General features: G+C 47.7%; 26 protein-coding genes. 15 read left to right on the plus strand and 11 right to left on the minus strand.

Going from position 1 to position 26,673, the window contains the following annotated elements; translation table 11 throughout:
* The first annotated feature begins 48 nt into the window (after positions 1 to 48).
* From U719_RS04950 to U719_RS04960, 3 genes are all read left to right on the plus strand, one after another.
* Positions 49 to 501: a hypothetical protein gene (locus U719_RS04950; protein ID WP_023467642.1), complete on the plus strand. Its 453-nt coding sequence runs from the start codon at positions 49 to 51 to the stop codon at positions 499 to 501.
* A 207-nt stretch (positions 502 to 708) separates the two neighbouring features.
* A complete protein-coding gene (locus U719_RS04955) occupies positions 709 to 3,264 on the plus strand; it encodes a sensor histidine kinase (protein ID WP_023467643.1) in 2,556 nt (851 codons plus the stop codon).
* 144 nt (positions 3,265 to 3,408) lie between these two features.
* Positions 3,409 to 4,518 carry an MFS transporter gene (locus U719_RS04960; protein ID WP_023467644.1) on the plus strand — a complete coding sequence of 370 codons (1,110 nt, stop codon included), beginning with the start codon at positions 3,409 to 3,411 and terminating at the stop codon, positions 4,516 to 4,518.
* 52 nt (positions 4,519 to 4,570) lie between these two features.
* On the opposite strand, the gene U719_RS04965 is transcribed toward U719_RS04960, so the two are convergent.
* The 6 genes from U719_RS04965 to U719_RS04990 form a co-directional block, all read right to left on the minus strand.
* Positions 4,571 to 5,743 carry an MFS transporter gene (locus tag U719_RS04965; protein WP_023467645.1) on the minus strand — a complete coding sequence of 391 codons (1,173 nt, stop codon included), beginning with the start codon at positions 5,741 to 5,743 and terminating at the stop codon, positions 4,571 to 4,573.
* 114 nt (positions 5,744 to 5,857) lie between these two features.
* Positions 5,858 to 6,886: an ABC transporter permease subunit gene (locus U719_RS04970; protein ID WP_023467646.1), complete on the minus strand. Its 1,029-nt coding sequence runs from the start codon at positions 6,884 to 6,886 to the stop codon at positions 5,858 to 5,860.
* On the minus strand, positions 6,886 to 7,746 hold the full coding sequence (locus tag U719_RS04975; RefSeq protein WP_023467647.1) for an ABC transporter permease subunit: 861 nt from the start codon (positions 7,744 to 7,746) through the stop codon (positions 6,886 to 6,888). The genes U719_RS04970 and U719_RS04975 overlap by 1 nt, the downstream gene beginning before the upstream one ends.
* A 28-nt stretch (positions 7,747 to 7,774) precedes the next feature.
* Complete coding sequence (locus U719_RS04980; RefSeq protein ID WP_023467648.1) at positions 7,775 to 8,842, minus strand: DUF58 domain-containing protein; 1,068 nt, start codon at positions 8,840 to 8,842, stop codon at positions 7,775 to 7,777.
* 6 nt (positions 8,843 to 8,848) lie between these two features.
* Positions 8,849 to 9,772 carry a MoxR family ATPase gene (locus U719_RS04985; RefSeq protein ID WP_023467649.1) on the minus strand — a complete coding sequence of 308 codons (924 nt, stop codon included), beginning with the start codon at positions 9,770 to 9,772 and terminating at the stop codon, positions 8,849 to 8,851.
* Positions 9,773 to 9,789: 17 nt separating this feature from the next.
* The gene (locus tag U719_RS04990) at positions 9,790 to 10,482 is read right to left on the minus strand and encodes a hypothetical protein (RefSeq protein ID WP_023467650.1); all 693 of its coding nucleotides are present in this window, start codon (positions 10,480 to 10,482) and stop codon (positions 9,790 to 9,792) included.
* A gap of 181 nt (positions 10,483 to 10,663) precedes the next feature.
* On the opposite strand from U719_RS04990, the gene U719_RS04995 reads away from it, so the two are divergent.
* A complete protein-coding gene (locus U719_RS04995) occupies positions 10,664 to 11,278 on the plus strand; it encodes an NAD(P)-dependent oxidoreductase (protein ID WP_023467651.1) in 615 nt (204 codons plus the stop codon).
* 45 nt (positions 11,279 to 11,323) lie between these two features.
* Here the strand turns inward: U719_RS04995 and amyS are convergent, their stop codons facing one another.
* Positions 11,324 to 12,865 (minus strand): alpha-amylase, encoded by a 1,542-nt coding sequence (gene amyS, locus U719_RS05000; protein ID WP_023467652.1) that lies wholly within the window; start codon positions 12,863 to 12,865, stop codon positions 11,324 to 11,326.
* A gap of 337 nt (positions 12,866 to 13,202) precedes the next feature.
* On the opposite strand from amyS, the gene U719_RS05005 reads away from it, so the two are divergent.
* Positions 13,203 to 14,027: an endonuclease I family protein gene (locus tag U719_RS05005; RefSeq protein ID WP_023467653.1), complete on the plus strand. Its 825-nt coding sequence runs from the start codon at positions 13,203 to 13,205 to the stop codon at positions 14,025 to 14,027.
* Positions 14,028 to 14,387: 360 nt separating this feature from the next.
* Positions 14,388 to 14,972 (plus strand): YdcF family protein, encoded by a 585-nt coding sequence (locus U719_RS05010; protein ID WP_023467654.1) that lies wholly within the window; start codon positions 14,388 to 14,390, stop codon positions 14,970 to 14,972.
* Positions 14,973 to 15,024: 52 nt separating this feature from the next.
* Here the strand turns inward: U719_RS05010 and U719_RS05015 are convergent, their stop codons facing one another.
* Both U719_RS05015 and ytzI read right to left on the minus strand, forming a co-directional pair.
* Complete coding sequence (locus U719_RS05015) at positions 15,025 to 15,576, minus strand: hypothetical protein (protein ID WP_023467655.1); 552 nt, start codon at positions 15,574 to 15,576, stop codon at positions 15,025 to 15,027.
* 134 nt (positions 15,577 to 15,710) lie between these two features.
* Complete coding sequence (gene ytzI / locus U719_RS16730) at positions 15,711 to 15,884, minus strand: YtzI protein (RefSeq protein WP_023467656.1); 174 nt, start codon at positions 15,882 to 15,884, stop codon at positions 15,711 to 15,713.
* A 126-nt stretch (positions 15,885 to 16,010) separates the two neighbouring features.
* Between ytzI and U719_RS05020 the strand changes: the two genes are divergently transcribed.
* Positions 16,011 to 17,114 (plus strand): PP2C family protein-serine/threonine phosphatase, encoded by a 1,104-nt coding sequence (locus U719_RS05020; protein ID WP_023467657.1) that lies wholly within the window; start codon positions 16,011 to 16,013, stop codon positions 17,112 to 17,114.
* 80 nt (positions 17,115 to 17,194) lie between these two features.
* On the opposite strand, the gene U719_RS05025 is transcribed toward U719_RS05020, so the two are convergent.
* A complete protein-coding gene (locus U719_RS05025; protein WP_023467658.1) occupies positions 17,195 to 18,130 on the minus strand; it encodes a magnesium transporter CorA family protein in 936 nt (311 codons plus the stop codon).
* 122 nt (positions 18,131 to 18,252) lie between these two features.
* Between U719_RS05025 and U719_RS05030 the strand changes: the two genes are divergently transcribed.
* Positions 18,253 to 18,621, plus strand: coding sequence for an Hpt domain-containing protein (locus U719_RS05030; RefSeq protein ID WP_023467659.1), 369 nt, complete (start codon positions 18,253 to 18,255; stop codon positions 18,619 to 18,621).
* A gap of 46 nt (positions 18,622 to 18,667) precedes the next feature.
* Here the strand turns inward: U719_RS05030 and U719_RS05035 are convergent, their stop codons facing one another.
* Positions 18,668 to 19,546 carry a chemotaxis protein CheV gene (locus tag U719_RS05035; RefSeq protein ID WP_023467660.1) on the minus strand — a complete coding sequence of 293 codons (879 nt, stop codon included), beginning with the start codon at positions 19,544 to 19,546 and terminating at the stop codon, positions 18,668 to 18,670.
* Positions 19,547 to 19,764: 218 nt separating this feature from the next.
* Between U719_RS05035 and U719_RS05040 the strand changes: the two genes are divergently transcribed.
* The 7 genes from U719_RS05040 to U719_RS05070 all read left to right on the plus strand — a co-directional run bounded on the left by U719_RS05040 (position 19,765) and on the right by U719_RS05070 (position 26,673).
* The gene (locus U719_RS05040) at positions 19,765 to 21,204 is read left to right on the plus strand and encodes an NADP-dependent glyceraldehyde-3-phosphate dehydrogenase (protein WP_023467661.1); all 1,440 of its coding nucleotides are present in this window, start codon (positions 19,765 to 19,767) and stop codon (positions 21,202 to 21,204) included.
* A 173-nt stretch (positions 21,205 to 21,377) separates the two neighbouring features.
* Positions 21,378 to 22,349, plus strand: a complete 972-nt coding sequence (locus tag U719_RS05045; protein WP_023467662.1) for an MBL fold metallo-hydrolase — start codon at positions 21,378 to 21,380, stop codon at positions 22,347 to 22,349.
* On the plus strand, positions 22,349 to 23,107 hold the full coding sequence (locus U719_RS05050) for an SDR family oxidoreductase (RefSeq protein WP_023467663.1): 759 nt from the start codon (positions 22,349 to 22,351) through the stop codon (positions 23,105 to 23,107). The genes U719_RS05045 and U719_RS05050 overlap by 1 nt, the downstream gene beginning before the upstream one ends.
* A 19-nt stretch (positions 23,108 to 23,126) precedes the next feature.
* The gene (locus tag U719_RS05055; protein ID WP_023467664.1) at positions 23,127 to 24,323 is read left to right on the plus strand and encodes an ABC transporter substrate-binding protein; all 1,197 of its coding nucleotides are present in this window, start codon (positions 23,127 to 23,129) and stop codon (positions 24,321 to 24,323) included.
* Complete coding sequence (locus U719_RS05060) at positions 24,310 to 25,068, plus strand: ABC transporter permease (protein WP_023467665.1); 759 nt, start codon at positions 24,310 to 24,312, stop codon at positions 25,066 to 25,068. The genes U719_RS05055 and U719_RS05060 overlap by 14 nt, the downstream gene beginning before the upstream one ends.
* Entirely contained in the window at positions 25,065 to 25,814 is a 750-nt protein-coding gene (locus U719_RS05065; protein ID WP_023467666.1) for a hypothetical protein, read from the plus strand. Before U719_RS05060 ends, U719_RS05065 begins: the two co-directional genes overlap by 4 nt.
* Positions 25,786 to 26,673 (plus strand): ABC transporter ATP-binding protein, encoded by an 888-nt coding sequence (locus U719_RS05070; protein WP_023467667.1) that lies wholly within the window; start codon positions 25,786 to 25,788, stop codon positions 26,671 to 26,673. Before U719_RS05065 ends, U719_RS05070 begins: the two co-directional genes overlap by 29 nt.

Genomic DNA, 26,673 nt, shown 5'->3' on the forward strand with positions numbered 1-26,673 from the left:
ACGTAGGATAAGTGATCGTCATCATTCTATTCATTTGGAGGGTTCACTATGTTCACAGTAGCATTCATGGAAAGCGAATTGGGAGGCGACGGCTTCTTCTCGGGCATGCCGATTTTCATGGTCGGATTTTTTGTTCTCATCATCGGTTTCATTCTGTTTGGAGTCATCTCTGCAGCCTCAAAGGGAATCTCAACGAATTCATTGACGCAACAACTGCGCGAGCATGCGGCGCGTCTCGTCAGTCCGGATGAATCGGATGCACAGAATTACGTCGCTTACTTAGAAACGTTGACAAGTTTTCCAGTGGAAAAGACGAATCTCGAACCGTTTCGGATTGCGACTGGCATCTTAAGACTCGTCCAAGGAACGGATCAAATTTCCGAAACGACGAAAAAACAAGTCGTCGCTCAGTACTTACGGCTCGGTATTTTGGATGCGGATCATTTAGCGGACGAACAGCCGGTCCGGAGCCATAGCCATAGCCATCACCATCATCATTAAAAAGGGTCCTGAGGGGCTCTTTTTTTGTTGAAAACGGTTGAATCGTGACATCTAATTGTCATATACAACGATTTAGATTAAAGTTGTATGAAATTGAAATCTTTTTGAGCAGAATGCTGTGTATCGGTTGAAAAAAGTTTACAATGAATGGACGGGAATACCTTTATTGCTGGAGAAAGATAAAGGGAAAGGAGTTGAATTTCTTTAATGAAAACATGGCTGAATCGAACGATTGGACGGCAAATCATGTCTGCGTTTTATGTGATTTTTCTGACACTGCTGCTAACGACAGGTGGTGTCTACCTATATACGAAACAACAGGTGGATGAATCACGCCAAGAGTTAAAGATGTTAAACGAACATCGGACACGGGCGACGGATTTGTACGAATCATGGCAAAGCATGCAGTACGAGATGCGTGGCTTCGTCTTGCTTGGTGACGAAGAGATGTTAAAAGAAATCGAAGCAAAGAAAAATGGCATCAATCAACAAACGACATGGTTCGAGCGCAATGCACGCTTCAAAGAAGAACGGCAGTATGCAACGGACGCACGGGAACTCTATACAGCGTATACCCAACGCGTCATGCCGAGCCTCGTCAATTATGTCGCGGCGAAAAAAGACGGCAAAGTGACGGAACCGTTCTTGAAGATGCCGACGCTTGGAAAGGTCACAAAATCAAAGCCACTCGATCCACAGCGGAAGTTTAACATCAAGACGAAGAGTGCGGCTGATATGAGTTCAAGTATCGTTGATATGGAGACGGTCTTCACAAAATATCGTAATTCCTTAAACGATCAAGAGATGGCAGCGCAAGAGCGGCTTGGTAAACAAGTCAACTCGTCGCAAATTCTCGGAGCAGTCAATATCGCAATCCTCTTATTGATTACTCTCGTTTTCGTCCGACCATTCGTCCGCCGCTTGACGCGTCAGTTGCGTCAGTTGAACCGGGAAAGTGGACGACTCGCTAAAGGTGAGGATGCGACACCAATCGTCATCACGAATCGTCAAGATGAGATCGGTGAATTGACGACGACGTTCAACCAGATGGCAGCCGCCATTTCCGGGCAAAAACATCAACTCGTCGCAAGTAACGACGAACTACAAAGTCAACAGGAAGAATTAATTGCCCAGCAAGAAGAGCTTCAATCGCAACAGGAAGAGCTCGAAGAAGCACTCGACATCACGTTGCGCAACGAGACGCATTTGCGTTATCGCAATGAGTTGACCGAGACACTCGCGTCTCGTGAAACGTTGACGGCGTATCCAGCGATCATCGAAAAATTGATCACGATTACCGATGCGGAGCTCGGAGCAATCGTCTTCTTAGAGCAAGACCGCTATACGGATCTCGTCTCTTACGGGATGACGGCAGCTCAGGAGCACCAGTTATTACATGCTTCGACGTCATTACTCGAACGCACACGTCAAAACAAGCGAGCTGTTCGCTCGACGAAACAAGTCGCGAGTCATCATCCGCTCCCATATCCGTACACGATGTACGAAATCGTCGTACCGGTGATGGATCCAGCGACGAACACGATGATTGCAAGCATTTATCTCGTCCGTTACCGGGATGCCTTTACGGAAGAGCAGACGAACGAAATCTGGTCGTTCTCCCGTCAATTGGCACTCTCCTTGCTCCGGATGCGTGTCTTTGAAGAAGTCGAACGAGAACGGGAAAAGACGTCCAAACTTCTCCATTCGATTCGGGAAGCGGTCATCTATATCGAAGGAGAGACGATTTTTGCCAATAAACCATTGCTCGCTTTATTCCATCATCCGGCGCACGATCAAGTGGCGGAAGAAGGATTGATGACGCTCGACGTCAAAATCGAAGAGTTGGCAGTGCAGGTCGATCAACATGAGGCGTTCTTAACCTACATGGATCATGTCTGCAGTCAGGAAATTCCGACGGAGAGCTTGGCGTTGTCCTTGAACAAGGAGGAGCGATTCGTCACGTTATATGCAGAGGAAATCCATTACGGTGGTTGTTTCCGCGGTACGATGCTCGTCTTACGTGACGTGACGGCAGAGACGGCGATCGACCGGATGAAATCGGAATTCGTCTCGACCGTATCGCATGAGTTACGGACACCGCTTGCCTCGATTTACGGCTATACGGAATTGATGCTCGCGCGCGACGTCCAGGAATCAAAACGTCAACGGTATCTCGAGACGATTCATGCAGAAACCGAACGGTTGACGAACCTCGTCAACGACTTCCTCGATGTCCAGCGCATGGAATCGAGTCAGCAACAGTATGACTTTAAACCGCTTGATCTGACGAAAGTCATTCAGGAAACGGTCGAGTTCCATACCGCTTCGGCAAAAGATCACGAGCTAGTCCTTGATTTTGAAGAAACGACGACGGGGCGGATTCATGCTGACGAACAAAAAATGCGTCAGCTGTTCACGAACCTGATCAACAATGCAATCAAGTATTCACCGGATGGTGGTCAAATCACGATCACGATGCGTCAAGTCGAAGATCGTGTCCAGCTGAAGATCGAAGATGAGGGAATCGGCATTCCCCGTCACGCGTTACCACAACTGTTTAGTAAGTTTTATCGAGTCGATAATTCGGATAGTCGAAAAATCGGCGGTACCGGTCTTGGTCTTGCGATTTGTCAGGAAATCGTTCGTTCGCACGAAGGGATGATTCATGTCGAATCAACAGAAGGTGTCGGGTCCGCGTTCATCGTCGAACTACCGATCGTCCAGTCCGTCGTACCGGTCACGGAATCGGCAGATGAATGTTAATGTCAAAAGCGTTCTTTGATTTTTTAATCAAAGGGCGTTTTTTTGTTGGTTTCATCTGCAAAACGGGAATTAACTACTATCAAACAGAAAGGAAGTGAGGAGATGCGGCGAAGCAGATGGCCTTGTTAAGTCCGACGATCACTCATGCTTTGGATCCTGATCGAAGCTAGTAGTTCGTTCATTCCAGCTTATGTGATTGAGCGCTTTTACTGGGAAGACCGGGGAATGAGCATTGCCGACGTCGTCATCGCAGAAATCGTCTTTGCTTGGGTCATGTTGATTGGTGAGATCCCGTTCGGTTTGTTATCCGACCGGTGGGGTAGAAAGCCGTTCATTCTGGCTGGTTTCGTATGTGAGTGGTTATCGTTTACGGTGTTGCTTGAAGCCTACTCATTACCTGCTTTCCTCTTGGCGATGGCCCTTGCTGGCATCGGTGGCGCAGCACTTAGTGGAGCGCTTGAAGCCCACGTCTATGAAACATTGCGAATGCATAGGAGAGAAGAGCGATTCGAGACGGTCTGGCGAGTGATTTCAATCAGTGGTTTGTTGACGTCTGGACTTGCGGCACTCGTCGGGAGTTACGCCGTGCGATCGGTAGACTTGATCTGGCACTATCACGTGTCTTGGTGGGTTTTGCTCGGAACAGTACTCCTGACGTTTTTCTTAAAGGAAGCATCGCGAGAACAAGACGGAGAGACGAGTTCGTTGAAGACATTGCTAAACGGTTTTTCGTTTCGACGCGTCTACGTCCGAATTCTTTGTCTTGTCTTGTTATACGGGGCGACGATTGATTTCGTTGATGAGTTTTGGCAACTCTATCTACGGGATCAAACGATACCGATGGTCCATTTCGGATTCGTCTTCGTGTTATTCCAAATCATGCAGGCGATTGGTGCGTCCTTATCTCGGTTCCGATCGCCCGTCGGATGGGCGATGATCTATATCGTGTGTCTTGCCGGATTGTCGGTTGCATCTCCGCTCGTCAGTATCGGTTTACTCGGTATGCTGTACTTGTGCTATGGCTGGGCTGAGCCTTATGTGACCACTGTCATCCAAGATGTTGCGCCGACAAATGGACGCGCAACGTTTACGTCGCTGATCTCAGTCATTGAACGTTTAGCTGTGCTTGGAACCGGTACGCTATTCGTCTTCGTCGAACGTGTCTTCTCGCTTCAGATGACCTATGCTGCGCTCGGTCTCGTCTCACTTATATTGCTTCTGTTGTATAGTGTGACGCGAACGCGTCAGAACTGAATCAAAAAAAGGACAAAGGTGCATTGACCTTTGTCCTTTTGACTGTCATTTATTACGACACGTGTCGTTGCTCCTGAGAGGAACGTGCCAATACCTGGCGAGCCGGTTGCCACATCAACAAGGAGAGGGCTCCTGCGAGCGCATAGACAAGCTCGATCGCAAACACATCGGCAAGCCATCCGAACAGCAGACTACCGAGACAGAAGCAGAGTGCATACACGGTTTGTTGCACGCTATAGACATACGGTAACCGTTCGAGTGGTGTCGTCGTCTGCAACAACGTATTAATCTCGATCGCCCGGACCTGACTTGCGAAGCCTTGGAACAGACAAGCGATCACGGCAAGTGTGACGATTGGAGCGAAAGCAAACAAGAAGGTCGCCCCAATCGAAAAGGCGATACTACAATAAAGCAACGAACGCGTTCCACGACGACGTAACATCATGTAACTACCGGCGATCATGCTCAGCAGATAGAAGGCATTTAGAATGCCCCACCAGCGTTCCGATAGCTGGAAATGTGTATCGATGTAGACGAGAAACAGAGCAGAAATCCACGCCGTACTGACGAACGCATCGATTCCGACGAGGTAGGTGTTGGCTTTCGCGAAAGAATGCGATCGCGTGTAGCGAATACTCGACCGGAAGGAGACGTCTTCTTCTTCCATCGAAGGGTCGGGTAGAGAGCGGACACTTCGATAGAACAGATAGCTGATGAGACTGGCACCTAAAAACAGACCAGCCGAGACGGACAAGACGGAAAGAGGCGATAACCAGCTGACCAGGATGGCGCCGAGCGGCCACATGATAAGTTGAATTACTTGATTCGAACCTTGTACGAGACTGTTAGCTTTCTGGACATCCTGACACAGTCGAGGGATGAAGGCACTTTCGATCGGACGAGCAAATCCATCGAAGAAAGCGATACACCCAACGAGTGCGAGGATAAGTGGCAGTGGTAAATCAAATCCCCAGATGATGCCTAATAGAATCGTCTTGAGGAGTTGACTGCCGAATAACAAGGAGGCATGGGGAACACGTTGAGCGACTTGGGCGAATAAGAAGCCGCTTCCTGTCATGCCTGCTGTGACGAGAACGGGAAACAGGGCAGCGAGACTCGCTTGCCCTGTCGTTTGATAGATCATCGCGATCAGGGAGACGATATAGAGCGCATCTCCCGCATTCGCAATCCATTGACTGACCAATAAAAGCGTAAACCGGTTCATTCTGAATGACCTCCATATCGTACGTATTTAGTTAGGAGTGAGAATTCAGAATGACTTACATTGGACGCCCTCATTTCATGTTTTTTTCTAGTGTAAGAGGAAAAAAATGGATTGTCAATCAGAATCGTGACGGGAGTTCCGGGCAACGAGTGTAAAGGGATCGACCATCGACGTCGCAGCGGCTTCGTCTTGAGCACGAGATGCCGATAGCTTGATTGGTTTTAGTTGCTGGCGGAAGCGGAAAGCCCGTTCGAGTCGACTCATGAATAGATTGCTGAAAAAGACGACTAATGCTAGCCCAATCAGTGGAACAAGGAACATATGATTGAGCCAAGACGTCGCTGAAAACTGGTTATAGTAATAACCGAACATCGAGGACCACTCAAAAATCGTTGGGGCAGTTCCTACATGTAAATTAACCGTTCCAGCGAAGAAAATTTTGAAAAGTGATAAGTGAACGAGTAACATCAACGTTTGGATGAACTGTTGCATAAAAACGATTGTCAACGTTGGAACAAGATGTGGCCAAATGTGGCGTCTGAACCGATGCCACGGACTGCCACCAAGCGTCTGGGCGACAATCATGAACTCTTGACTAAGTAACTGACGGGTCTCAGCAATCAGATAAAGCGATAAAGAGGGGAGACCAAGCAAAATCAAGACGATCAACTCGAACGATACACGGTCGAACAACGGTGGGATAGCAGTCGAATCAAAGAACGTAAGTGATGGAAGCAAAATGAGCAACGCGACGAGAGAGAGCGGTAAAACTAAAAATCCATCAAGAATAAGTTTTAAGTATCGATTGACGCGAGCACTTCTAAAAGCTAGCGGAATCGCAATCACTAGCGAAAGAAACATTCGACCGAGCGCAACAATCATACAAATACCGGCTGTCCATTTAAATCCTTCAATCATCAATTGAAAGAGGTCATAGCCAGAGCGGTCTGTACCGAGCCATTGATCACTTGACGGTTTTAGTGGTGACGTCGCAAGGAACGTACCGTCTTCAGCATACCGGTTCGAGATTTGATCGACTTGACCATCACGGAAGATCGTATTTCCAAAACTAAGGAGCAGTAAACCAGTGAGTAAAAATAAACATAGCCAGAAGACAGGATCTCGCATCAAAGTACGACGCATCAAATCCCCCCTTTCCAGGCGTTAGGAATAAGCCATTCTGCCAACAAATCAATGATGAAAATCGGCAGATAGATTAAGAACAAGATGACCATCAAAATCGGCATTTGTCCATTATAAAAGACGAACCGGAACATACCTTGCACTTCGAACGTGTATTCAATGATCACGAGACTCGATAAGACCGTAATGATGTTCGCTCGGAAAAACAGATAAAACCGATAGATCATTGTCGGAATCAAATGTTTCCAGAAAAGAGCGGCAGGACGAATGCCTTTAGCCCGAGCGAGTTCAAGGAAAGGAGCAGCTTCCTGTTCGAGTACTTGCGTCGTTAACCATTTGATGAAGAAGAATAGTGTTGTCAACGTTAGCGTAAGAATCGGTAAAAAACGAATGTACTCAGCATAGGATCCCGCAATTTCGATTTTGTCATACCCGGTCGTTTTAAACAGATAGAGGACAAGGAATTGCGAAAGAATGATCCAGAACAGATCCGGAACCATCTCAAGCGTCCGAGTCGTTTGTTTCAGCATCATGCGTGTTTTGCGACCACTCCGATAAAACAAATAAGCATAAAAAATCGCACACACAGCGGAGACCAGCATAGCTGTCGTAAAGATGATCAACGTCTCTTTAATGAATGGACTGATGGTAGGAAGCAACAAGAATTCCTTTTGAGCGGTTACGTTGAAATAGGTAATCTCATCAAGTTTCGTTAATTGAGCAAATTGTTGCTTCAGACCTTCCCAGTAGCTTGCTGGGTTGAATTTCATTTGCGCGACAAGCGCCGGAAGGGCGCTGATCGCAATCAAGACAAAAAATGCCACGATAAGCTGAATTGATTTTCGGGCGATAAACACCATGAGGCGAAAAACTCCTTTCTTTGGATCCTCAGCCGATGGCGAGAATCCGGTCATTGCCAATTTGGATCAACTGACTGTTCATATGTTTCCTGCGCAGTACATAGCGTTCGAACTGTTGTGTCGCGATGAACGAATCACGCGTCGAGACCGTCGAAAGGGTCATCAGGACATGTTTTAATTGCGGTTGTCCTTCTTGTAACGAGAGATGTGTCATCCGGTTTGCTCCGTCGAGTCGATTCAAGAACAGTTCAATCTTACAGCCCTCCTTGATTAATTCACTGATCAGGAATGCCGCTTGTTCGATGAACGTCTCAAATTGTTGGTGGAGTCCGTAACCGCTCGGGGCAGATAAGTTCAAGGCAATCGTAAACGTATCTTGATTGCTCGTTTCGAACACTTTCGCCTGCAAGCGACCGGTCTTCGCCGTCGCATACCAATCGATCTCTTTTGACGGTTCCGCCGTATAGGGTTTTGCACCGAGTTGAACCAGTTTGTTCTTGAGCGGTGAGTAACGGTCCGGTCGATCACCGATCCGTAAACGCTGTAAAAGAAGCGGCGTCGCTTGCGCCGTCAAGGACGGTAAGACTGTAAACGACGGATATGTATCGAACGTAAAGAGATAAACGCCCATCTTCCAAGGCAGGCGAATCGTTAAGATGATCTCATCGAACTCGGCTGGTCCGCGGCGAACCGTCTGAATCGGGATCGTCACTGCGTCTTCAGAGTCAATCACTGCGTGAAACGTCGCCGGGTGTAGTGGATCCATCTCCGGGAAGATGACTCCGCCATCCGTGTGCAAACGAAGTGTCGCTTCGAGCCCAAGCTGACTCAAGGATTCGACGCCGAAGACTTGCAAATGGAGCGACGTCTTCTCCTGGTTGAACATCAATGATTCATAATGTTTCCATTCGATTGCGACATCCCGTCGTAACTGCTTTTCTGTTCGCCCGACGACGAAATGAATCGTCGCCAAAGCTGCGAACAGAAATCCGAGGACGGAAAGACGCGGAATGAAGAGGAAGATGAACGTCATCGTGACGTACAGTGGAAAAAGTCGGCGTTCAAGCCAAAACGGGACGGAACGTTCAATCTGCATGATTCGTCACCCCATCTCGACCGGAACCGGCACGTCGTCCAGAATATGCGTCAAAACAGCCGCTTTCGTCGTCTTGATTCCACCTTCGAGTGTCAGTGTCAGGCGATGGGATAGGACGTGTTTTGCAAGATATTTGATATCTTCCGGGATGATGAAGTCGCGTTGATTCAAGAACGCGTAGCTTTGCGAGGCGCGAAGTAATGCAATCGCTCCACGCGGACTGACACCGACTTCAATGAGTTCATGGTTTCGTGTCGCTTGAACGATGTGTAATAGATAATCAAGCACGTCTTGCGATGCATGGACGTGGCGTGCCTCTTCCTGCCAGGAAATCAAGTCGCCGCCTGACGCGATGCCGACAGCTGACCGACGGACGTTCGTCAGAATTTCAGACAATAAGCGCCGTTCGTTCTCAAAATCCGGATAACCGACTTCGATCGCGACCATAAACCGGTCGAGTTGGGCGTCCGGTAGTGGGAACGTTCCTGCCGATTCAATCGGGTTTTGCGTCGCGATGACGAAGAATGGGGCTGGCATCTGATAGGTCGTTCCACCAATCGAGACCTGACGCTCTTCCATCGCTTCAAGTAATGCCGATTGTGTCCGCGGAACGGCACGGTTAATCTCATCGATCAAGACGACGTTCGCGAACAGTGGACCGCGTTTATTCTCGAACTCCTGTGTCTTTAAATTGAAGAAGTCTGAACCGATGACGTCTGACGGGAGAAGATCCGCCGTGAACTGAATCCGCGAAAAGGCACTCTCAAAGCTCTGAGCGAGCGCCTTGGCGAGCATCGTTTTCCCTGTTCCCGGTACGTCTTCTAGTAGAATATGTCCTTCTGCGATGAGTGCCGTCAGACAGAGATCGATGACGTCCGGTTTACCGAGATAGATGGAATTGAGTTGATCTTTTAATTGTTGTAGTTTCATAGGAAATCCCTCCAAGGTTAAATGGTTGAGTAGCGTGCTAGTTGTTGTTCGAATCGTAGAATCTCATCGTCCGTGACGATCGTTTCCGACATATCACCGTAGCGAATATTCCGATATAACTGAAAATCGACAGGGACTTCAATCCTACGTAACCAGTCTTCGAGCGTTTCGTTCGGACGACGTTGCTGACTGCGCGGTAAGTGTTGCTCAAAGCGGATGACGAGATCACGGACACGTGAAGACGAATACGATGCATACAGATAAGGCGATTTTCTTAAAGAAGTAGGATGAAAGATCGATTGAGCGAATGGAACGTCATCCGTTACTTCTCCTGTAGACCTGCGCCGTTTTTTCACGCGACGCGACTGAACGAGTTTCCAGACCATGAAACTAAACAAACTGATTAAAATGATGTATTGCAGATAAGAAAGTGGAGAGTCAGATACATTTGCTTTGAGTGATTTCCATATTTCTTTCGGGCGAGGAATACGTTCGATTTTGTCAAATTCTTTTCGAGTAATACGTTTCGACATGATGATTGCGTCATTTTGATTTTTTTCAGGTACTCCTTCAGCAAGATGTTCTTCTGAGACGAGCTTAACAGGATCCGGCATGATGTAATGCGTATAGACGTACGTCGTGACGGTTTGAAACAAGAACAGACCAATCAGAATGACACCTAGCGACATGATAAAGCGTTGCCGTAACACAAGCGATCCTCCTTCCTGTTTTTAAGGAAAAAATATCCATATGTACTTAGGAAGATTTTAGCATACACGCTTAACAAATAAAAACAATTTTCTGAAAATAAAGACAAGGTGAGACGATTCATTTTCAAGTGGTAAGGGTATGATGGAATCAGTGGTTCTTGAAAGAGAAAGGGTGTTTTGTATGAAATTGATTATTTTTGGAGCGACGGGTCAAACGGGGCAAGAACTGGTCAAGCAAGCGATTGATCACGGGCATGAGGTCACAGCATTCGTCCGCAGTCCGGAAAAACTGACACTACGTGACGAACGGTTACACGTCGTTAAAGGCGACGTGCTCGATCAAGAAGCGGTGACGGCTGCTGTTGCCGGGCAAGAAGCTGTCCTGACGGCTCTTGGCACTGAAAGTCTTGCATACAGCGGCTTTTTAGAACGGAGTCTCGTCCGGATCGTGACAGCGATGAAAAAACAGGGGGTAGACCGGATCGGTTATGTTGCGTCTGCCGGTGTTGATGATGAATTACCGGGTGTACAAGGGATGCTCGCTCAGCGGATTCTGAAAAATCCACTGAAGGATCACCGCCAAGCGATCGCGCTTTTGCAACAAGCGGATTTGAACTATACGGTGGCCCGACCACTCCGTTTACTGAACGGTCCGTTGACGGGGCTTTATCGTCAAGCAGATACAGGTGTACCGGAAGATGCGAAACAGATCAATCGCGCAGATGTGGCGCATTTCCTCTTACAGGCAATCGAGACAGAAGATCATATCAAATCGAGTGTCGGTTTAGCAGAATGAAGAAAAAAAGACTCTCCCACATACGGAAGAGTCTTTTTTGATTGCTTATTGTTGACGATAGACGGAGACCGAACCACCGTTAACGAAGAATTGACCGTAACCATCTTGGTTGATCGTGACCGATGCTGTGTTGTTTCCAGTGATGTCTGTCCAGACTTCTCCTTTGTTCTGAAGCCCGACGTACATCCACTTGCTACCGCCAGGACCATCCGAAAGGATTGTCGCAAGACCTGATTTTGCCCGGTCTGAGACACCTTCACGTGTCCAACCGATGATGTCTTGGTTATCAAGGTAATCATTTTGTTTCCCGAACGCGAAGTCCTTCCGTGCTTTGAGTAACGGATCAATCTTCGAAGCGAGTGCTGGAATTTCGCGATTCGACGTACCCTTTGTACCATAGTAGTCACCATAGAAGACCGACGGATACCCTTGTTCACGTGTCAGGATCATCGCGTAAGCAAGCGGTTTGAACCATGACTGAACCGTTGATTCAAGCGATTGTCCAGGCTGCGAATCATGGTTCTCTACGAGTGTGACGGCCTGGACTGGATTGCTCTTGACGAGAGTACCATCAAAGATCGTCCGCATGTCGTAATACCCGCCGCCTTTACTTGCCTGTTCGAACTTATAATGAAGCGGCGCATCAAAGACGGATTGTTGATAATTCGTCCGGCTTAAGTAGTTTTGCAACGTGCCGAGATCGTTCTGCCAGTACTCTGCGACTGTAAACAATGGTTTGCCCGTCGTCTGACGAACATTCGCGAGCCAGTCCGCTAAGTAACCGTGTTTGATATGCTTGACGGCATCGAGACGGAACCCATCAAGACCAAGTTCGTTGACGTACCATTTACCCCAGTTCTTCATTTCTTGCTGGACTTCTGGATGATCGAAGTCGAGATCCGCATACATCAAGTAATCGTAGTTGCCATTTTCAGTTGAGACATCCGTATCCCACGCTTTACCGGTACCGCGGAACTTGTAGATGGCACTCTTAGAACGTGATTGATCCCAGTCCGTGCCGTCGAAGTGGTACCATTTCCACTTGAAGTTCGAGTAGAGGTTATTTCGTGCTGCAAAATTGAAACCCGTCCATGCCTGGATTTGATAATCGCCAGAGACTTCTTGATTACGGTTACCCGGGTTGACTTCGACTGCCGTGACGGCTTCCGTGAAATCGGCGCCACCTTTATGGTTCATGACGACATCACCATAGACATCGATTCCAGCGGTATGCAATTGTCCGATCGCCGTTTTTAATTGCGCCTTTGTGCCGTATTTCGTACGGACCGTTCCTTTTTGATTGAACTCACCTAAATCGTATAGATCGTAGGCGCCGTATCCGACATCATTTTGCGAGGTACCTTTGTAAGCAGGGGGAATCCAGACCGATGTGATTCCGAGCTGATCAAGCTTTGTTGCGTCACTCCCAAGACGGTTCCAGTGGTTACCATCATTTGGCACATACCATTCGAAATACTGCATCATCGTTCCGTTGTCTGCCGTTGCGCCGACTGCAATCGGTTGCGCAAGTGGCGCTAAAAAAGCAGCGGATGCGACGGTTGCTAAAATCCATCTTTTTTGTTTCACGTAAAGACCTCCTTATGATTTGTGAAAGCGCTTGCATTATTTATTATAGGGAAGCTTCAGACAGGAGGAATATCGTCCCGGATTCTTATTTGTAAGTCTCTTTTGTTCGTGACTTTTGACCCTAGAATATTTCTTCTGAAGAATTATTTTGATGAGATTGACGTCATGAATGAAAAAAATCAGGACCATCTAACCGTTGCCTTTCGATGAATATTCTGAACGACGACTCACCTTTAAAAAAGCAGGTCTATCGTCCATCTTCCACCAGGAATGGATTCGGTGTGAAAATGAGCGTGTAACACCAGCTCTCATACATACCATTTAAGGGGGAACACACATGAACTGGAAGTCAAAGGTCACAGGTGCGCTTGCCGCAACACTTGCACTCGGGTCAATCGTCTTTACACCGGTCACAGCAAAAACAGTTGATCCAAAACAAGTTTCAGCAGGTCCGCAGATGGTCACGTCACAATCGACGATCGATGCGTACTATCTACCAGCAACGGGGAAGACAGGGGCAGCGTTGAAGGCATCGCTGCACGATATCATCGACAACCATACACAAGTGTCATACGACACGGTATGGACAGCACTGAAAGAAACGGATCAAGATCCAAATAATGCGAATAACGTCATCGAGTTATACACGGGGAAATCGATTGCGAAAAGTAACAACGGTGGGAATGTCGGTCAATGGAATCGTGAACATGTCTGGGCAAAGTCGCACGGTGACTTTGGTACGACGAACGGTCCTGGAACAGACTTGCATCACTTGCGTCCGGAAGACGTCGTCGTCAACAGTGCACGGGGCAATCTTGACTTCGACAATGGCGGTACGAAATACAGTGGTTGCGATTGCTACCGTGATGGCGATTCATGGGAACCACCAAACCGCGTCAAAGGTGACATCGCACGGATGATCTTCTACATGGCGGTTCGTTATGAAGGTGGCGGAGAAATCGATCTCGAAGCTTCAGAAAACGTCAATAATGGTACGAACCCGTTACACGGCAAATTGTCGACGCTGAAAGCATGGAATAAGCTTGACCCAGTTGATAGCTTCGAGAAACGTCGCAACGATGTCATCTTCGAGAAGTGGCAAAAAAACCGGAATCCGTTCATCGATCATCCGGAATACGTAACATCAATTTGGGGAAATTGATGACGAGTCAGTAAATAGGAAAGGGGCTGACTCAACAGTCAGTCTCTACAAAGATAGGGGTGGCAGAATGATGATCTGCCACCCCTATCTTGTAACAAAAAGAATGACGCGTTTCACGCAACTCCTACAGGGAAAAGCGCATCTTTGCGCTGACAGAGACAAATAAGACCCGCTTTCCTGCTTGAATAAAGCAGGAAAACTGGCTTGTGTCTCGCCTGAGGAAAGGGCGTGAAAAGACGCGTCATTCTTTTTTGAGTCAGCCTTTTTTCATTGAGTCCGAACCTGTTATGCTGAAACTTTTTTGGAGAACCATTCGTATTGCCTACCGTAAGCCATTTTTTAGTAGAGAGGTCGTACGGTATGATCAAACGCACGTTTAACAAACGAAACATCAAATGGATGGTCGGTGGGGGACTCGTCGCTTGTGTCGCCTTCTGGTACAGTGTCGGTATTTTCGTCAATAAAGGGGAACGGCCACTCGCTGATGGGACGTCACCGTATGTCATCGTCCTCGGTGCGGGTGTCAAAGGAGAAAAACCGTCGCAAATCCTACATAACCGGATTCAGGCAGCTGCGGCATATGGGAAACAACATTCAGAAGTCCGCTTCATCTTGAGCGGTGGACAAGGTCCGGATGAAGATATTTCAGAAGCAGAGGCGATGCGTCGCGGGATGGTGGCATCTGGGATTGCTGAAGAACGGTTGATCCTTGAAGCCGACTCGACATCAACGACGGAAAATCTACAATTTTCAAAAGCGTTGTTGCCAAAGGACGTTCGTCGCGTCTCGATCGTCACGTCAGACTTTCATCTGTACCGTGCGCGACAAGAGGCGAAACAACTTGGTTTACAGACGGATGCGATTCCGGCTGAAACGCCACTTTCAGGAGTCCTTCGATTTGGAATGCGCGAACGCGTTGCGATCGTTGTTCAATTCCTACGCTAAAAACCCCGACATGCTGAACATGTCGGGGAGAAAGAAGAAGTGCATTGAATGATTAGATGCCTTCACCTTTATGTTTTTCCTCGGAAGATTGAGAATCATTTGCTTGTTTGTCGGAAGCATCATGCTCAGCAGGTGGTTCTTCTTTGCCGAGTGCGACATCCTTCGCTTCGACGACTTTATTGCTGATTGCATTCAAGTCACCTTTCGTCTCATTTACTGTCTCTTTCACCGTCGAGGCATCTGATTTCACCGTTTCAAGCTCTGTGTTCACTTTGTCATAGACATTTTGAACGTCAGATGCGACTTCTTGAATGATGCTTGAAGCACTCTTCACTTGATTGATGACTTGTGATGCTTTACCTGACGGATCTTCCTTAATAGAAGAAGCGAGGGTAGAGACGGAATCTTTCGCCCCCCGTAAACTCTGTTTCGTATTTTGGCGAGACGAAGAACTAAGTAGCGTCAATAGACCGCCGACAAGGGCACCGAGCAACATCCCTGTGACGAGATTGATTTGACGACCTGATGATTCTTCCTGATCGAACTGGCGATTCGGATGTTCTGCGTGTGCTGCGTGTGGATCATGTTGAAGCTTCGGTTCCATGATGAACACTCCCTTGAGATAATATTTAACCATGATATGGATATACCCTTGTGAGTGAATAAAAAACATTTAAAAATAACATGTATTTGAAATGAATATAAAAAAGACCATCGTGATATGATGGTCTAAGAGGTTCATTTGTTGGATGAATCATCATCATTTTCGTGACGAAGTTTTCGGTTGATTTCATCATAATCGATTTCGATATCATCTTTGTTGCCTTTGTAGCCATATCCTTTCGAAATGACGATGATCGAGGCGACCAAGACGAATACGATGATGAGAATGGAGACGACATATAACCACATAGTCCACTCCTCCTTTCGTTCACTTTCTAGTATGACGGAAAACGCAGCTTCCGTCTAAACGAAATTGTAGGTTGTGTGCTAAACTGATGTCAGATAAACATGTTAAATGGAACGAGGTGACGGCGTATGAGTATTTTGGTCGTAGATGATGAGTTAACGAATTTAATGCTCCTAGAGCGATTGTTAGAAAATGAAGGCTATGACGTCGTCAAGGCGATGAGTGGGGAAGAAGCAATCGAATTAATGGAGGATCCGTTATTCATCGAACAGTTGGACGTCGTTCTTCTCGACGTCGAAATGCCAGGAATCAGCGGAATCGAGGCGACACGTTTGATTCGAAAACGGTTTGGTCTTGATGAATTACCGATTCTGATCGTTTCCGGGCGATCAAACGAAGAAGATATCGTTGATGGACTGAATGCAGGAGCATCGGATTATACGACGAAACCGATCCGTAAAACGGAATTGCTCGCGCGAGTTCGTAACGCGATTGGTCTGAAGCAAGCAATCGATGCGCGAAAACGATATGAAAAAGTATTACAGGAAGACTTTGATTTGGCGCAAAAACTGCAACAGAGTGTGCTCAGTGCGAATATCGAAGACGATGAGATCCGCATCATGGCGACGTATATCCCTTCTAAAAAGCTCGCGGGAGATATGTACGCCTGGTACCGCATCTCTCAAAATAAATACGGCATCATCTTGTTTGACGTCATGGGACACGGTGTCTCTTCTGCGCTGATCACGATGGGAATGAGTTCGATTTTGTTCGAACTCGTGCACCGGATTGGTGATCCAGCACAAGTACTTGAAGAATTGAATCAGCAGATGAGTCGTTTGTTCCCGGGAGACGAGACAGAAATCTATTTCACTGCCGTTTACCTCTACATCGACCTAGATGAGATGAAGCTCAGCTATGCGAACGCAGGGCACCCACCTGGTTTGTTACGCATGAATGATCGAATCATTCCGCTTGAGAATACGGGACTTCCTGTCGGTATGTTCGAAGACTCGACGTATTCGAGCAAGACGATCGACATCGTCTCACCAGGATGTGTTTACTTGTACACGGATGGTTTCATGGAACTCTACAGTAAAGGCATTGATGAAGGAATCCATGCCATCCAGAATCTGATCGAACAACAAGGACCGAACATCCATCAGTTGATTCAACCGGATCAGAGCGATGAAGCGGATGACCTATGTCTCGTGACGGTCGAAATCAATTAACCTGTAAATGAAAAGACTCAGCGACGGAAGCACCGTCGCTGAGTCTTTTTTGAGTCATACAAGCTCTGGATCTACTTGAACTAAAAGAACCTTCTCCGCCATAAGATGAAGGCGGCAAGACCAGAGAAGAAGATCATCATACCGAAAACAATCCAGAATCCGATGACTTCTCCTTCCCATGGAACGTGGACGTTCATCCCGAACATCCCGGAAATCATCGTTGGAATCGAGATGACAATCGTAATTGAGGCAAGGAACTTCATAACGAAGTTGACGTTGTTCGAGATGACAGAACCAAACGTATCCATCGTCGAACTGATGATGTCTTTATAAATTTGAGCCATCTCCATCGCTTGTCGGTGTTCGACGAAGACGTCTTCCAGTAAATCTTCATCATCTTCATGTTTCTCAAGACTCGGTGTCTTAATGATTCGGTCGAGCACACCATCGTTCGATTTCAAGGACGTCATGAAATAGACCAATGATTTTTGAAGATTCATCAATTGAAAGATTTCTTGATTTCGCATCGAACGTTGAAGTTCTTCCTCAAGTTCGTCCATACGACGATCGATTTGACGCAAGAAACGTAAATACGAGGAACTGACTTTATAGAGAATCTGGAATACGAAGCGCGATCGGTAATTCGTCCGGAATCCTCGCAACTTACCACTCGAGAATAACGTCAGGACATCGAGCTGTTGCGAACAAACGGTGATGAAATGACGGGATGTCACGATGATACCGAGCGGAATCGTATTATAACGGCGTCCTGATGATTCTTCTTCGATGTAGGGAACGTCGACGATCATCAGTAGACCTTCTTCATCTTTTTCAAAACGTGGTTTTTCTTCCACGTCCAAAGGGTCATAAATGAAATCCTCTGGAATATTCGTAGCAGCGATGACTTGGTCGGCTTCGTCCTTTGTCGGATTGACAAGATGGATCCAGGAACCCTTCGTGAACTCCTGTATCTCGTTGACTGCCCCGGTGACATCGCTTCGATAAATCGTCAACATATTGTCTATCCCTCCTGCTCTTCACTGTCTCATTATAGAAATAGAAACGATGGCGTGTAAATGATTCTCCGATTTTTTTTTACGAAGATTAGTGATAAGATGAAAACAGAGGAGGGGAAGACATGCCTTTTTTTAATGCTAAGAAGCTCGAAGAACTTCAATCGATCGCGGGTGGGGATCACGCGTTCCTTCAAAAAATCGGAGAAACGTATATCGCGCAGTTCGATCGAAAGTTTCCTGAACTAAAAGATGCCGTCGCCAAGCAAGATGCTGAGCAAACTGAAAAGCTCGCTCACTTGCTAAAAGGTGCTTCCTATTCCGTTGCCGCTGATGATTTAGCTGATGATTTCGAACTGCTTGAAAAAGAAGCAGAATCTGGTTCAATGACCGGAACACAAGAAATCGTCGATCGGATTGAGCAATGCATGGTGGAATTCCGTGTCGTCTGGCTCGATGTGTTTACTGGAAAAAATCTTGACGCGCTGCGTTGAGCAATCGAATAGATCAAAAAAGCCGACATGCTGTCGGCTTTTTTTCTTATAAGACGTATGAATCGACCGTTTCGATCAAACGACCGATTTCCGGTTTCGTGATTTGTGCATTGACACCAACCGACTCACCTTTATGGCGTAAATCGTCGGAAATCAAGGAAGAGAAGACGATGATTGGCAATTCCGCATAACGATCATCTTCACGGAGTCGTTTCGTCAAGTGTAGTCCATCCATCTTCGGCATCTCGATATCGGTGATCAGGAGGTCACAGTTGCTTCCGTTCTCAAACGCATCAAAAGCTTCCTTACCGTTGATGAACCATTTCAGACCATGGTAACCGGCTTCCTCGAGTGTTTCGATGATCAACGTCCGGAGCATTTCCGAGTCTTCGGCGATCCAGATGACTTTGTCGGACCGGTCACGGGACTGGACGCGACGCCCTTCTTCGCGGGCGAAGATATCCTTGCGTGAGAGCTCAAGTGCGATTTTTTCGTAGTCGAGCAAGATGATCATCTTGTCGCCCGTTTTGACGACACCGTTCGTTAATCCCTCAATGCCACGAGCGAGTTCGTTTGGTGTATCGATCTGTTCCCATGAGATACGACGGATTTCCGTCACGGAATCGACACGCAGGACGCTCTTTTCCCCATTAAATTCACAGATGATCAATCGATCCTCGGTTGCTTCATCGTGAGGAACACCGATGACCGTCGGCAAATCGATGACCGTCATGACTTCGCCACGGAGTTCAATCAATCCTTTGACAGCATCCGGTGTACCTGGGAGTGGTGTCATCGGGAGCGGAACGATGATTTCCCGGACCTTCATGACGTTGATTCCAAACGTGTATGGTCCGCAATGGAAGATGACGATCTCGAGTTCGTTCGTGCCGGCTTCTAATAAAATATCGTGCTGATTATACATATGGTTGTGCCCCTTTCCATTACCTTCACTTCACTTCTGACTAGTTATCGGCATGCTACGCTGAAAATTCTAGTTCTGAATTGACAAAAAAAGTGTTGTAATCGCTTTCATAATATGTTAAGCAAAAAGTTTGGCATTTGTCAGACCAATTGATTACAATAAGCTATGCAGCCACACACTGAAATGAGAGAGATAAAAATAAATGGAGGTAGAGTGGAATGACTACAGCAACAACCTACACATTTTTACTAGATGGACAATGGCATGAAAGTGAATCAAAAGAGACAATTGAAATCTCTTCACCATATAAAGAGGATCTTGTCGGTCGCGTTCAAGCGATGACGAAACCGGAAGTCGATCGTGCCATCGCTTCAGCGAAAGCGGCACAAGCAGAGTGGGCAAAACAACCAGCGAACAAACGGGCTGAATTGCTTCACGCTTGGGCAACGGAACTCGAAAAACGTGCGGACGAAATCGGTGAAGTCATCATGCGCGAAGTCGGTAAAGGACGTGCAGATGGCGTCAAAGAGGTCAAACGGACAGCTGAAATCATTCGCTACACAGCGGAAGAAGGTCTCCGTTTCGACGGTCAGATGATGCAAGGGGATTCGTTCCCTGGTGGTAGCGCGAAAAAAATCGCGGTCATCAAAAAAGCACCACTCGGCGTCGTGCTTGCAATTTCACCGTTCAACTACCCAGTCAACTTGGCAGCAGCGAAACTCGCACCTGCCCTCATGACAGGAAACGCCGTCGTCTTCAAACCGGCAACACAAGGTTCGATCAGCGGTATCTTGATGGTCGAGGCACTCGTCGCAGCAGGTCTTCCAGCTGGACTCGTCAACATCGTCACAGGTCGTGGATCGGTCATCGGTGATTACTTGACGGCTCACCCAGGCATCAACATGATCACATTTACTGGTGGTACAGGCACAGGACAACATTTGTCGCGTCAATCGGCAATGATTCCACTTGTCCTTGAACTTGGTGGAAAAGACCCAGCGCTCGTTCTTGAAGATGCGAATCTGTCACTTGCGGCAGACCATATCATCAGTGGGGCGTTCTCTTACTCAGGTCAACGTTGTACAGCAATCAAACGCGTCTTCGTTCTTGATCACCAAGCGGATGCACTCATCGAAGAACTCAAGACACGAATCGCGAAATTGACAGTCGGTTCACCTGAACAAGACAGTGTCGTCGTACCGCTCATCGACACGAAATCAGCGGACTTCGTCGAAGGCTTGATCACGGACGCAACAGACAAAGGCGCAACACTCGTCACAGGTGGCGGACGTACGGCGAACTTGATCGAACCAACACTTCTTGACAACGTGACACGCGATATGCGCGTTGCTTGGGAAGAGCCGTTCGGACCAGTTCTTCCAATCATCCGTGTCAACTCGGTCGACGAAATGATTGCATACTCAAACGAATCAGAATACGGTCTTCAAGCAAGTGTCTTCACAGAGAACATCGATGCTGCGTTTGCAGTAGCGGATGCGCTTGAAACAGGTTCTGTTCAAATCAATGGTCGGACGGAACGTGGTCCTGACCACTTCCCATTCATCGGTGTGAAATCATCGGGTCTCGGCGTTCAAGGCGTCGGACGTAGCCTCGCTTCGATGACACGCGACAAATTAACAGTCCTCAACTTAAAATAAGTTTCTGACCGACCTTTCAATCTGCGGAAAGGTCGGTTTTTTGTGCATCCATTTCTCGCGCTTTAACGTAAGCTAGAAAACAAATGTTACCCTTTGACGCACAAAGTTTGGCGCTATAGCTTCATTCTCTCTATAATGAAAGAAAATGGACGAGAGAAAAGAGGCGTGTAGGTATGACTGTATCAGACGAAATCATCCCGATTCCGATTCCGACACCATTTCCGGTTGGAGACGTGAACTGCTATGTACTACGAACGGAAGGGGAAAACATCCTCATTGATTGTGGACCGGATACGCTTGAAGCATGGCAAACGATGCAACGGACGCTTGCGCGACATGAACTTCAGGTCGAGGATTTAGATCGTGTCATCGTGACACATCACCATGCGGATCATGCTGGGATGGCACATCGCTTTTCAGAGAAAGGCATTCCCGTCTATGGACATGCGCGATTACGCCCATACTTGGAACAGGACGAGACCTTCTTGAACAACGGGGACGCATTCTTGCGTCGATTGGCGACATCGTTTGGCGTTCCGCTAGCGATTCAAGAGATGTTACCAAGCTATCAATCTGCCTTGAAATGGCTTGGAAAAGGTCAACTTGATTTCACATTAAAAGAAGGCGACGCGATTACGCCGTCTGGGCGATACCGGGTCATCGAACTACCGGGGCATGCAAGTGACCAAATCGGAATACTAAGTGACGATGGTGTGTTGTTCGCGGCTGATCACCTGCTCGACCGGGTCGAGCCGAATCCATTGCTCGAGCAACCACAACCAGGTGATGATGTGCTCGTAAAACGTCCCGTTCTTGCGTATCTTGACTCTTTAGAAAAATTACAAAGTGAGCAGATTCGAATCGCCTACACTGGACATGGTGCTCCGATTCGAGATGTCGCGGTACTCGTCGAAGAACGATTGATGCAACGCAAAGCACGTGGTGATCAGCTCTTGAAGTATTTTACGGGAGAACATACGTTATTCGAATTAGCACAAGTGACGTATGGAAACCGATTAAAAAAATCATTCCCTCTTGTCATGAGTGAGATGAAAGCACGCCTCGATACACTCGTCGCCCGCGGTGCGATCACGGTCGAGAAACGATCAGGTATCCTCTACTATTCGAAAATGGAGGAAGTCTAATGCAACTCATCAACCGGACGATCGTCATCACGGGTGCTTCAAGTGGACTCGGGGAGGCACTGGCGCGCACTCTGCATAAAGAAGGCGCAAACTTGATTTTAATCGCACGACGCGAGGATCGGTTACAAACGTTAGCATCTGAACTCCAGGCAGACTACCTGGTCTACGATTTGGAAGAGGCGCCTGAAATTCTTGCGAAAACACTCGCAAATCGTTATGGACGCATCGATATTTTGATTAATAACGCAGGTTTCGGGGAATTCAGCTTCCTAGACGATACCTCGATTGAAACGATTGAGTCGATGCACCGAATCAACGTCTTAAGTCCCGTCCGCTTAACGAAGGCCTGTCTGCCATTACTGAAAGAAGGTGGCATGATCGTCAACGTGGCCAGTCAGGCCGGAAAACTACCGACACCTAAGTCAACGATCTATTGCATGACGAAAGCAGCGATGTTGCAGTTTTCGAACGCGTTACGTCTGGAGTTACGTCCAAAAGGCATCCACGTCATGACGGTCAATCCAGGGCCGATCGCGACAGAATTTTTTGTCCGTGCGGATGTCGACCGGAAGTATGAGCAAAATGTCGCTTCCATCGTCCTATCGAAAGAACGACTGGCTTCGACTGTCGTCCGAGCAATAGAGCGACGTAAACGTGAAGTCAATGCACCATGGTGGATGGAGTTATCGGCAAAAGGGTACGGCGTGATACCACGGTTGATCGAGTGGTTAGGAAAACCGGGCTTCGATAAAAAGTGATGACGGAGGAGAACGACAAATGAAAACAAAGGTAATCAGCTTTCTTGCCCTAGGTACGCTGCTCGCAGGCTGTGGTACTCCGGATGCGACACCGGAGCCGAAGAATGTCTTAGGGACTTCTTATCAGACGATCGAAAAAGAAGCGGAAAAATCAACGGTTCGGATGTATATGTGGGGCGGCGATGACGGCATCAATGCCTACATCGATGAGTATGTAGCACCGCGTCTGAAGAAGGAACACAACATCACGTTAGAACGGGTCCCGATCGAGACGGCGGATATCATTCAAAAACTGCGTGCTGAGAAACAGGCAGGTAAGGAAAAAGGTGTCATCGATGTCGTCTGGATCAATGGCGATAATTTTTTAAATGCTAAAAAAGATGATTTACTCTATGGAGAAATCACAAAAGTCCTCCCGAACATGAAATATGTTGATGCTGCCGCACAGAGTTCAGATAGTGGTACGAAAACAGACGGACTTGAAGCCGCATGGGGGAAAGTTCAATATACGTTGCACTATGACGCAGCTGACGTGAAGTCGCCACCGACCGACTTGAAAGCACTGAAGTCATGGGTCAAGGAAAATCCAGGACGTTTCACTTATCCGGAAGTGACGGACTTTACGGGGAATGCCTTCGTCCGCCACGTCATGTATGGTGTCGAATCGAATGAAACCTTAAAAGACCCGAAAGCAGACTTCAAGAAGACATGGGCTTATTTGAACGAAATCAAACCGTATCTCTGGAAAAAAGGGAAGACCTATCCAAAGACACTTGCCCAACTCGATCAGTTATACGCGAAGGGAGACGTTGATTTCACGATGGGCTTCAACGAACGACGGGCTGAACAAGAAGTGAAGACAGGAACGTTTCCGAAACAAACACGTCCGATCGTCTTGAAGGATGGATCAATCGCGTCGACGCATTTCCTTTCCGTACCGTTCAACGCACCGAATCCGAAGGGCGCACTCGTAGCGATCAATACGTTGTTATCACCAGAAGCACAGTTGAAAAAATATGATGCGACGTATTGGGGAGACGGAACGAGTCTTGATTTGTCGACACTGAATTCATCAGAACAAAAGCAATTCGCTGATGTACCGGCTGCACCGTCGACACCAAAGCCAAGCGTCTTTGAAGGAAAGGTCCGGACGGAACTCGACCCATCCATTTTCGAGATGATCCGTAAGGAATGGCCGTCTCGTGTGGCGCGGTAACGCATATCCTCCTGCACTCTTGATGGCAGGGATGGTCTTATACGGGTTATGGGTCAGTATCTCGATGACGACATCTGCTGATTACCGCGAGCTACTGACGGATGAGGTCTTTTTAGAGAGTCTAGCCGTCAGCAGTTACGTGGCCATCATCAGTACGGTGCTCGCGCTGATCATTGGTGTGGTGCTCGCAAGGCTCTTGAGCAGAACACGACTAGCTGCGTTACTTGCGATTCCTTTATTCATCCCTCATCTAGGAGCAGCATACCTCGCGATTCTCTATTTGAGTGATGTGCCTGTCATCGGACCGCATGAAGGGAATTATTTTAGTGTCATCCTGACGTATCTGTATAAAGAAATTCCGTTCGTGTTTTTTTATCTCTTACCGGTGGTCCGGCGCCTTGATTCGCGTTATCAAGAACTCGGTATGATGCTCGGTTTATCACCAGTGCGCCGCTTCTGGCATGCGCGGGGCGTTTTCCTACTCGTTCCGATGCTTGAGGCAGCATTTATCTTGCTTGCCTTCATCCTGTTCGCATATGAGATTCCAGCACTGCTCGGCGTGACCTATCCAAAATTACTTGGCGTCTATGCATTCGATTTGTATACACAAGGCGATTTATCGGAGCAACCACTCGCTTTTGCAATGAGTGTCGTCTTGACGGGAGGACTCTTCCTCCTGCTATTGCTTATGACTGGTTTGACACGCCCACTGGCAACGAAGATCAGTAGGGGGCGAAGCGAATGATGAAAAAAATCAGTGTGACCGTATTCGTTGTACTCCTGTTCATCGTTCCTTTAATTGGTTTGATTCCAGGAGAGTGGAATTGGAATCCGCGCCTAGAAGCGACGCTCGGCACGACCGTCGCGATGATTTGTGCCGTCGTATTGTTAAATCATCTCTTCGGATACATGGCAGGAAAAGCGATTGCCTTTCAAACGGGGAAACGGATTCGTATAGCAGAGTTTTTGATTAGTTTGCCGCTGTTCGTTCCCGTGTTATTGCTATCATTCGGTCTCTATTTGACATGGATCCGTCTTGGTTTGGCAGATCGATTTTTTGGTGTCCTGCTCGTGTTGCTTCTGCCGACCTTACCCTATACAGTTCGCTTGTACACGAACGGATTTCAGGCGCTCGGAGAACGGATGCTTGAACAGATGGTCTTGATTGAGGGAAACCGGTTCAAGCGTTGGTTCTATTTGACGGGACCGATGCTTCGGTCGACGTTACAATCCGTGACGCTACTCGTCACGGTGATCACGATCAGTCAGTATGCACTAGTTGCGTTGATTGGTGGTGGGATCGTCCGCATGATATCACTCGAAGTATTCCCGGCGTATTCTGGTAATTCGCAAGGGGCGGCGCGTCTAGCGACGCTGTGGTTGATCGGGTTGCCCATTCTCTTTTATGCTGGACAAGCCGTTATTTTTTCTAGTTGGATACGAATCGTACGGAGGCGTTTAAATGGAAGTCACGATACAACAAGTCAATAAACGATTTGGAACGAAGCATGTATTGTCTGATATCGATGTAAATATCGCATCTGGACAATGTGTGGCTTTAGTCGGACCGAGTGGTAGTGGGAAAACGACGCTTCTCCGCCTGATTGCAGGTCTTGAGCGCGTGACGAGCGGAATGATTCAGTTCGGCGACCGAGATGTGACTGTCCTTTCACCGAATCAGCGAGGTGTGACGATGATGTTTCAACGGTCGCTGTTGTTCCCACATTTGAACGTCGAACAAAACATCCGTCTCGGTGCCAAACAATTAACACCGATCGAGCTCGAATCCTGGTTACATCGCGTCGGACTCGAGGGAAGAGGAAAAAGTGCTGTTCACGAATTGTCAGGGGGCGAACAGCAGCGGGCGAGTTTAGCTCGTGCGCTGGCGAGTCAACCGGACTTCTTGTTGCTCGATGAACCGTTCTCGAGTCTAGATGTACCGAGACGACGTGAACTACGGACATTGATTCGGAAGTTGACCGAGGAACAAGGTGTCACGACACTCCTTGTCACACACGATCGGGAAGAGGCAATGGCGATGGCAGATGTCGTTTATGTCTTAGAGCATGGACGAATCGTCGATCATGGCACTCCAATCACACTTAGTCAGACAAGTCCGTTTTTTGGCGAAGGCATTCAAATTGAAGAAACATGGCATCCGTTGACGGCAGTCAACTTGGTCTCAAGACCGACGAAGGAGACGGATGAACGTGTTACGATTACGAAAGAACTCATTCAATACGGTGTTCGATTCTACGAAGTCGAACGAGCATCCGGAGAACGACTCGTGCTCTCTTCAGACGAGACGATTCATGAGAAAGAAGGCTATATCGTTAGAAAGGAGGGGTGA

It is taken from the genome of Exiguobacterium sp. MH3 (genome assembly GCF_000496635.1).
Taxonomy (GTDB): Bacteria; Bacillota; Bacilli; order Exiguobacteriales; family Exiguobacteriaceae; genus Exiguobacterium_A; species Exiguobacterium_A indicum.

Bases quoted from the DNA above. Each gene is read 5' to 3' on its own strand.
- U719_RS04955 (WP_023467643.1), top strand. From the start codon at position 709: ATGAAAACATGGCTGAATCGAACGATTGGACGGCAAATCATGTCTGCG.
- U719_RS04980 (WP_023467648.1), bottom strand. From the start codon at position 8,842: ATGCAGATTGAACGTTCCGTCCCGTTTTGGCTTGAACGCCGACTTTTT.
- U719_RS05070 (WP_023467667.1), top strand. From the start codon at position 25,786: ATGGAAGTCACGATACAACAAGTCAATAAACGATTTGGAACGAAGCAT.
- U719_RS05020 (WP_023467657.1), top strand. From the start codon at position 16,011: ATGAGTATTTTGGTCGTAGATGATGAGTTAACGAATTTAATGCTCCTA.
- U719_RS04970 (WP_023467646.1), bottom strand. From the start codon at position 6,886: ATGCGTCGTACTTTGATGCGAGATCCTGTCTTCTGGCTATGTTTATTT.
- U719_RS05045 (WP_023467662.1), top strand. From the start codon at position 21,378: ATGACTGTATCAGACGAAATCATCCCGATTCCGATTCCGACACCATTT.
- U719_RS04985 (WP_023467649.1), bottom strand. From the start codon at position 9,772: ATGAAACTACAACAATTAAAAGATCAACTCAATTCCATCTATCTCGGT.
- U719_RS05065 (WP_023467666.1), top strand. From the start codon at position 25,065: ATGATGAAAAAAATCAGTGTGACCGTATTCGTTGTACTCCTGTTCATC.
- ytzI (WP_023467656.1), bottom strand. From the start codon at position 15,884: ATGTGGTTATATGTCGTCTCCATTCTCATCATCGTATTCGTCTTGGTC.
- U719_RS05040 (WP_023467661.1), top strand. From the start codon at position 19,765: ATGACTACAGCAACAACCTACACATTTTTACTAGATGGACAATGGCAT.
- U719_RS05015 (WP_023467655.1), bottom strand. From the start codon at position 15,576: ATGGAACCGAAGCTTCAACATGATCCACACGCAGCACACGCAGAACAT.
- U719_RS04960 (WP_023467644.1), top strand. From the start codon at position 3,409: ATGCTTTGGATCCTGATCGAAGCTAGTAGTTCGTTCATTCCAGCTTAT.
- U719_RS05055 (WP_023467664.1), top strand. From the start codon at position 23,127: ATGAAAACAAAGGTAATCAGCTTTCTTGCCCTAGGTACGCTGCTCGCA.
- U719_RS05050 (WP_023467663.1), top strand. From the start codon at position 22,349: ATGCAACTCATCAACCGGACGATCGTCATCACGGGTGCTTCAAGTGGA.
- U719_RS04995 (WP_023467651.1), top strand. From the start codon at position 10,664: ATGAAATTGATTATTTTTGGAGCGACGGGTCAAACGGGGCAAGAACTG.
- U719_RS04965 (WP_023467645.1), bottom strand. From the start codon at position 5,743: ATGAACCGGTTTACGCTTTTATTGGTCAGTCAATGGATTGCGAATGCG.
- U719_RS05010 (WP_023467654.1), top strand. From the start codon at position 14,388: ATGATCAAACGCACGTTTAACAAACGAAACATCAAATGGATGGTCGGT.
- U719_RS05005 (WP_023467653.1), top strand. From the start codon at position 13,203: ATGAACTGGAAGTCAAAGGTCACAGGTGCGCTTGCCGCAACACTTGCA.
- U719_RS05030 (WP_023467659.1), top strand. From the start codon at position 18,253: ATGCCTTTTTTTAATGCTAAGAAGCTCGAAGAACTTCAATCGATCGCG.
- U719_RS05025 (WP_023467658.1), bottom strand. From the start codon at position 18,130: ATGTTGACGATTTATCGAAGCGATGTCACCGGGGCAGTCAACGAGATA.
- U719_RS04950 (WP_023467642.1), top strand. From the start codon at position 49: ATGTTCACAGTAGCATTCATGGAAAGCGAATTGGGAGGCGACGGCTTC.
- U719_RS04975 (WP_023467647.1), bottom strand. From the start codon at position 7,746: ATGGTGTTTATCGCCCGAAAATCAATTCAGCTTATCGTGGCATTTTTT.
- U719_RS05035 (WP_023467660.1), bottom strand. From the start codon at position 19,546: ATGTATAATCAGCACGATATTTTATTAGAAGCCGGCACGAACGAACTC.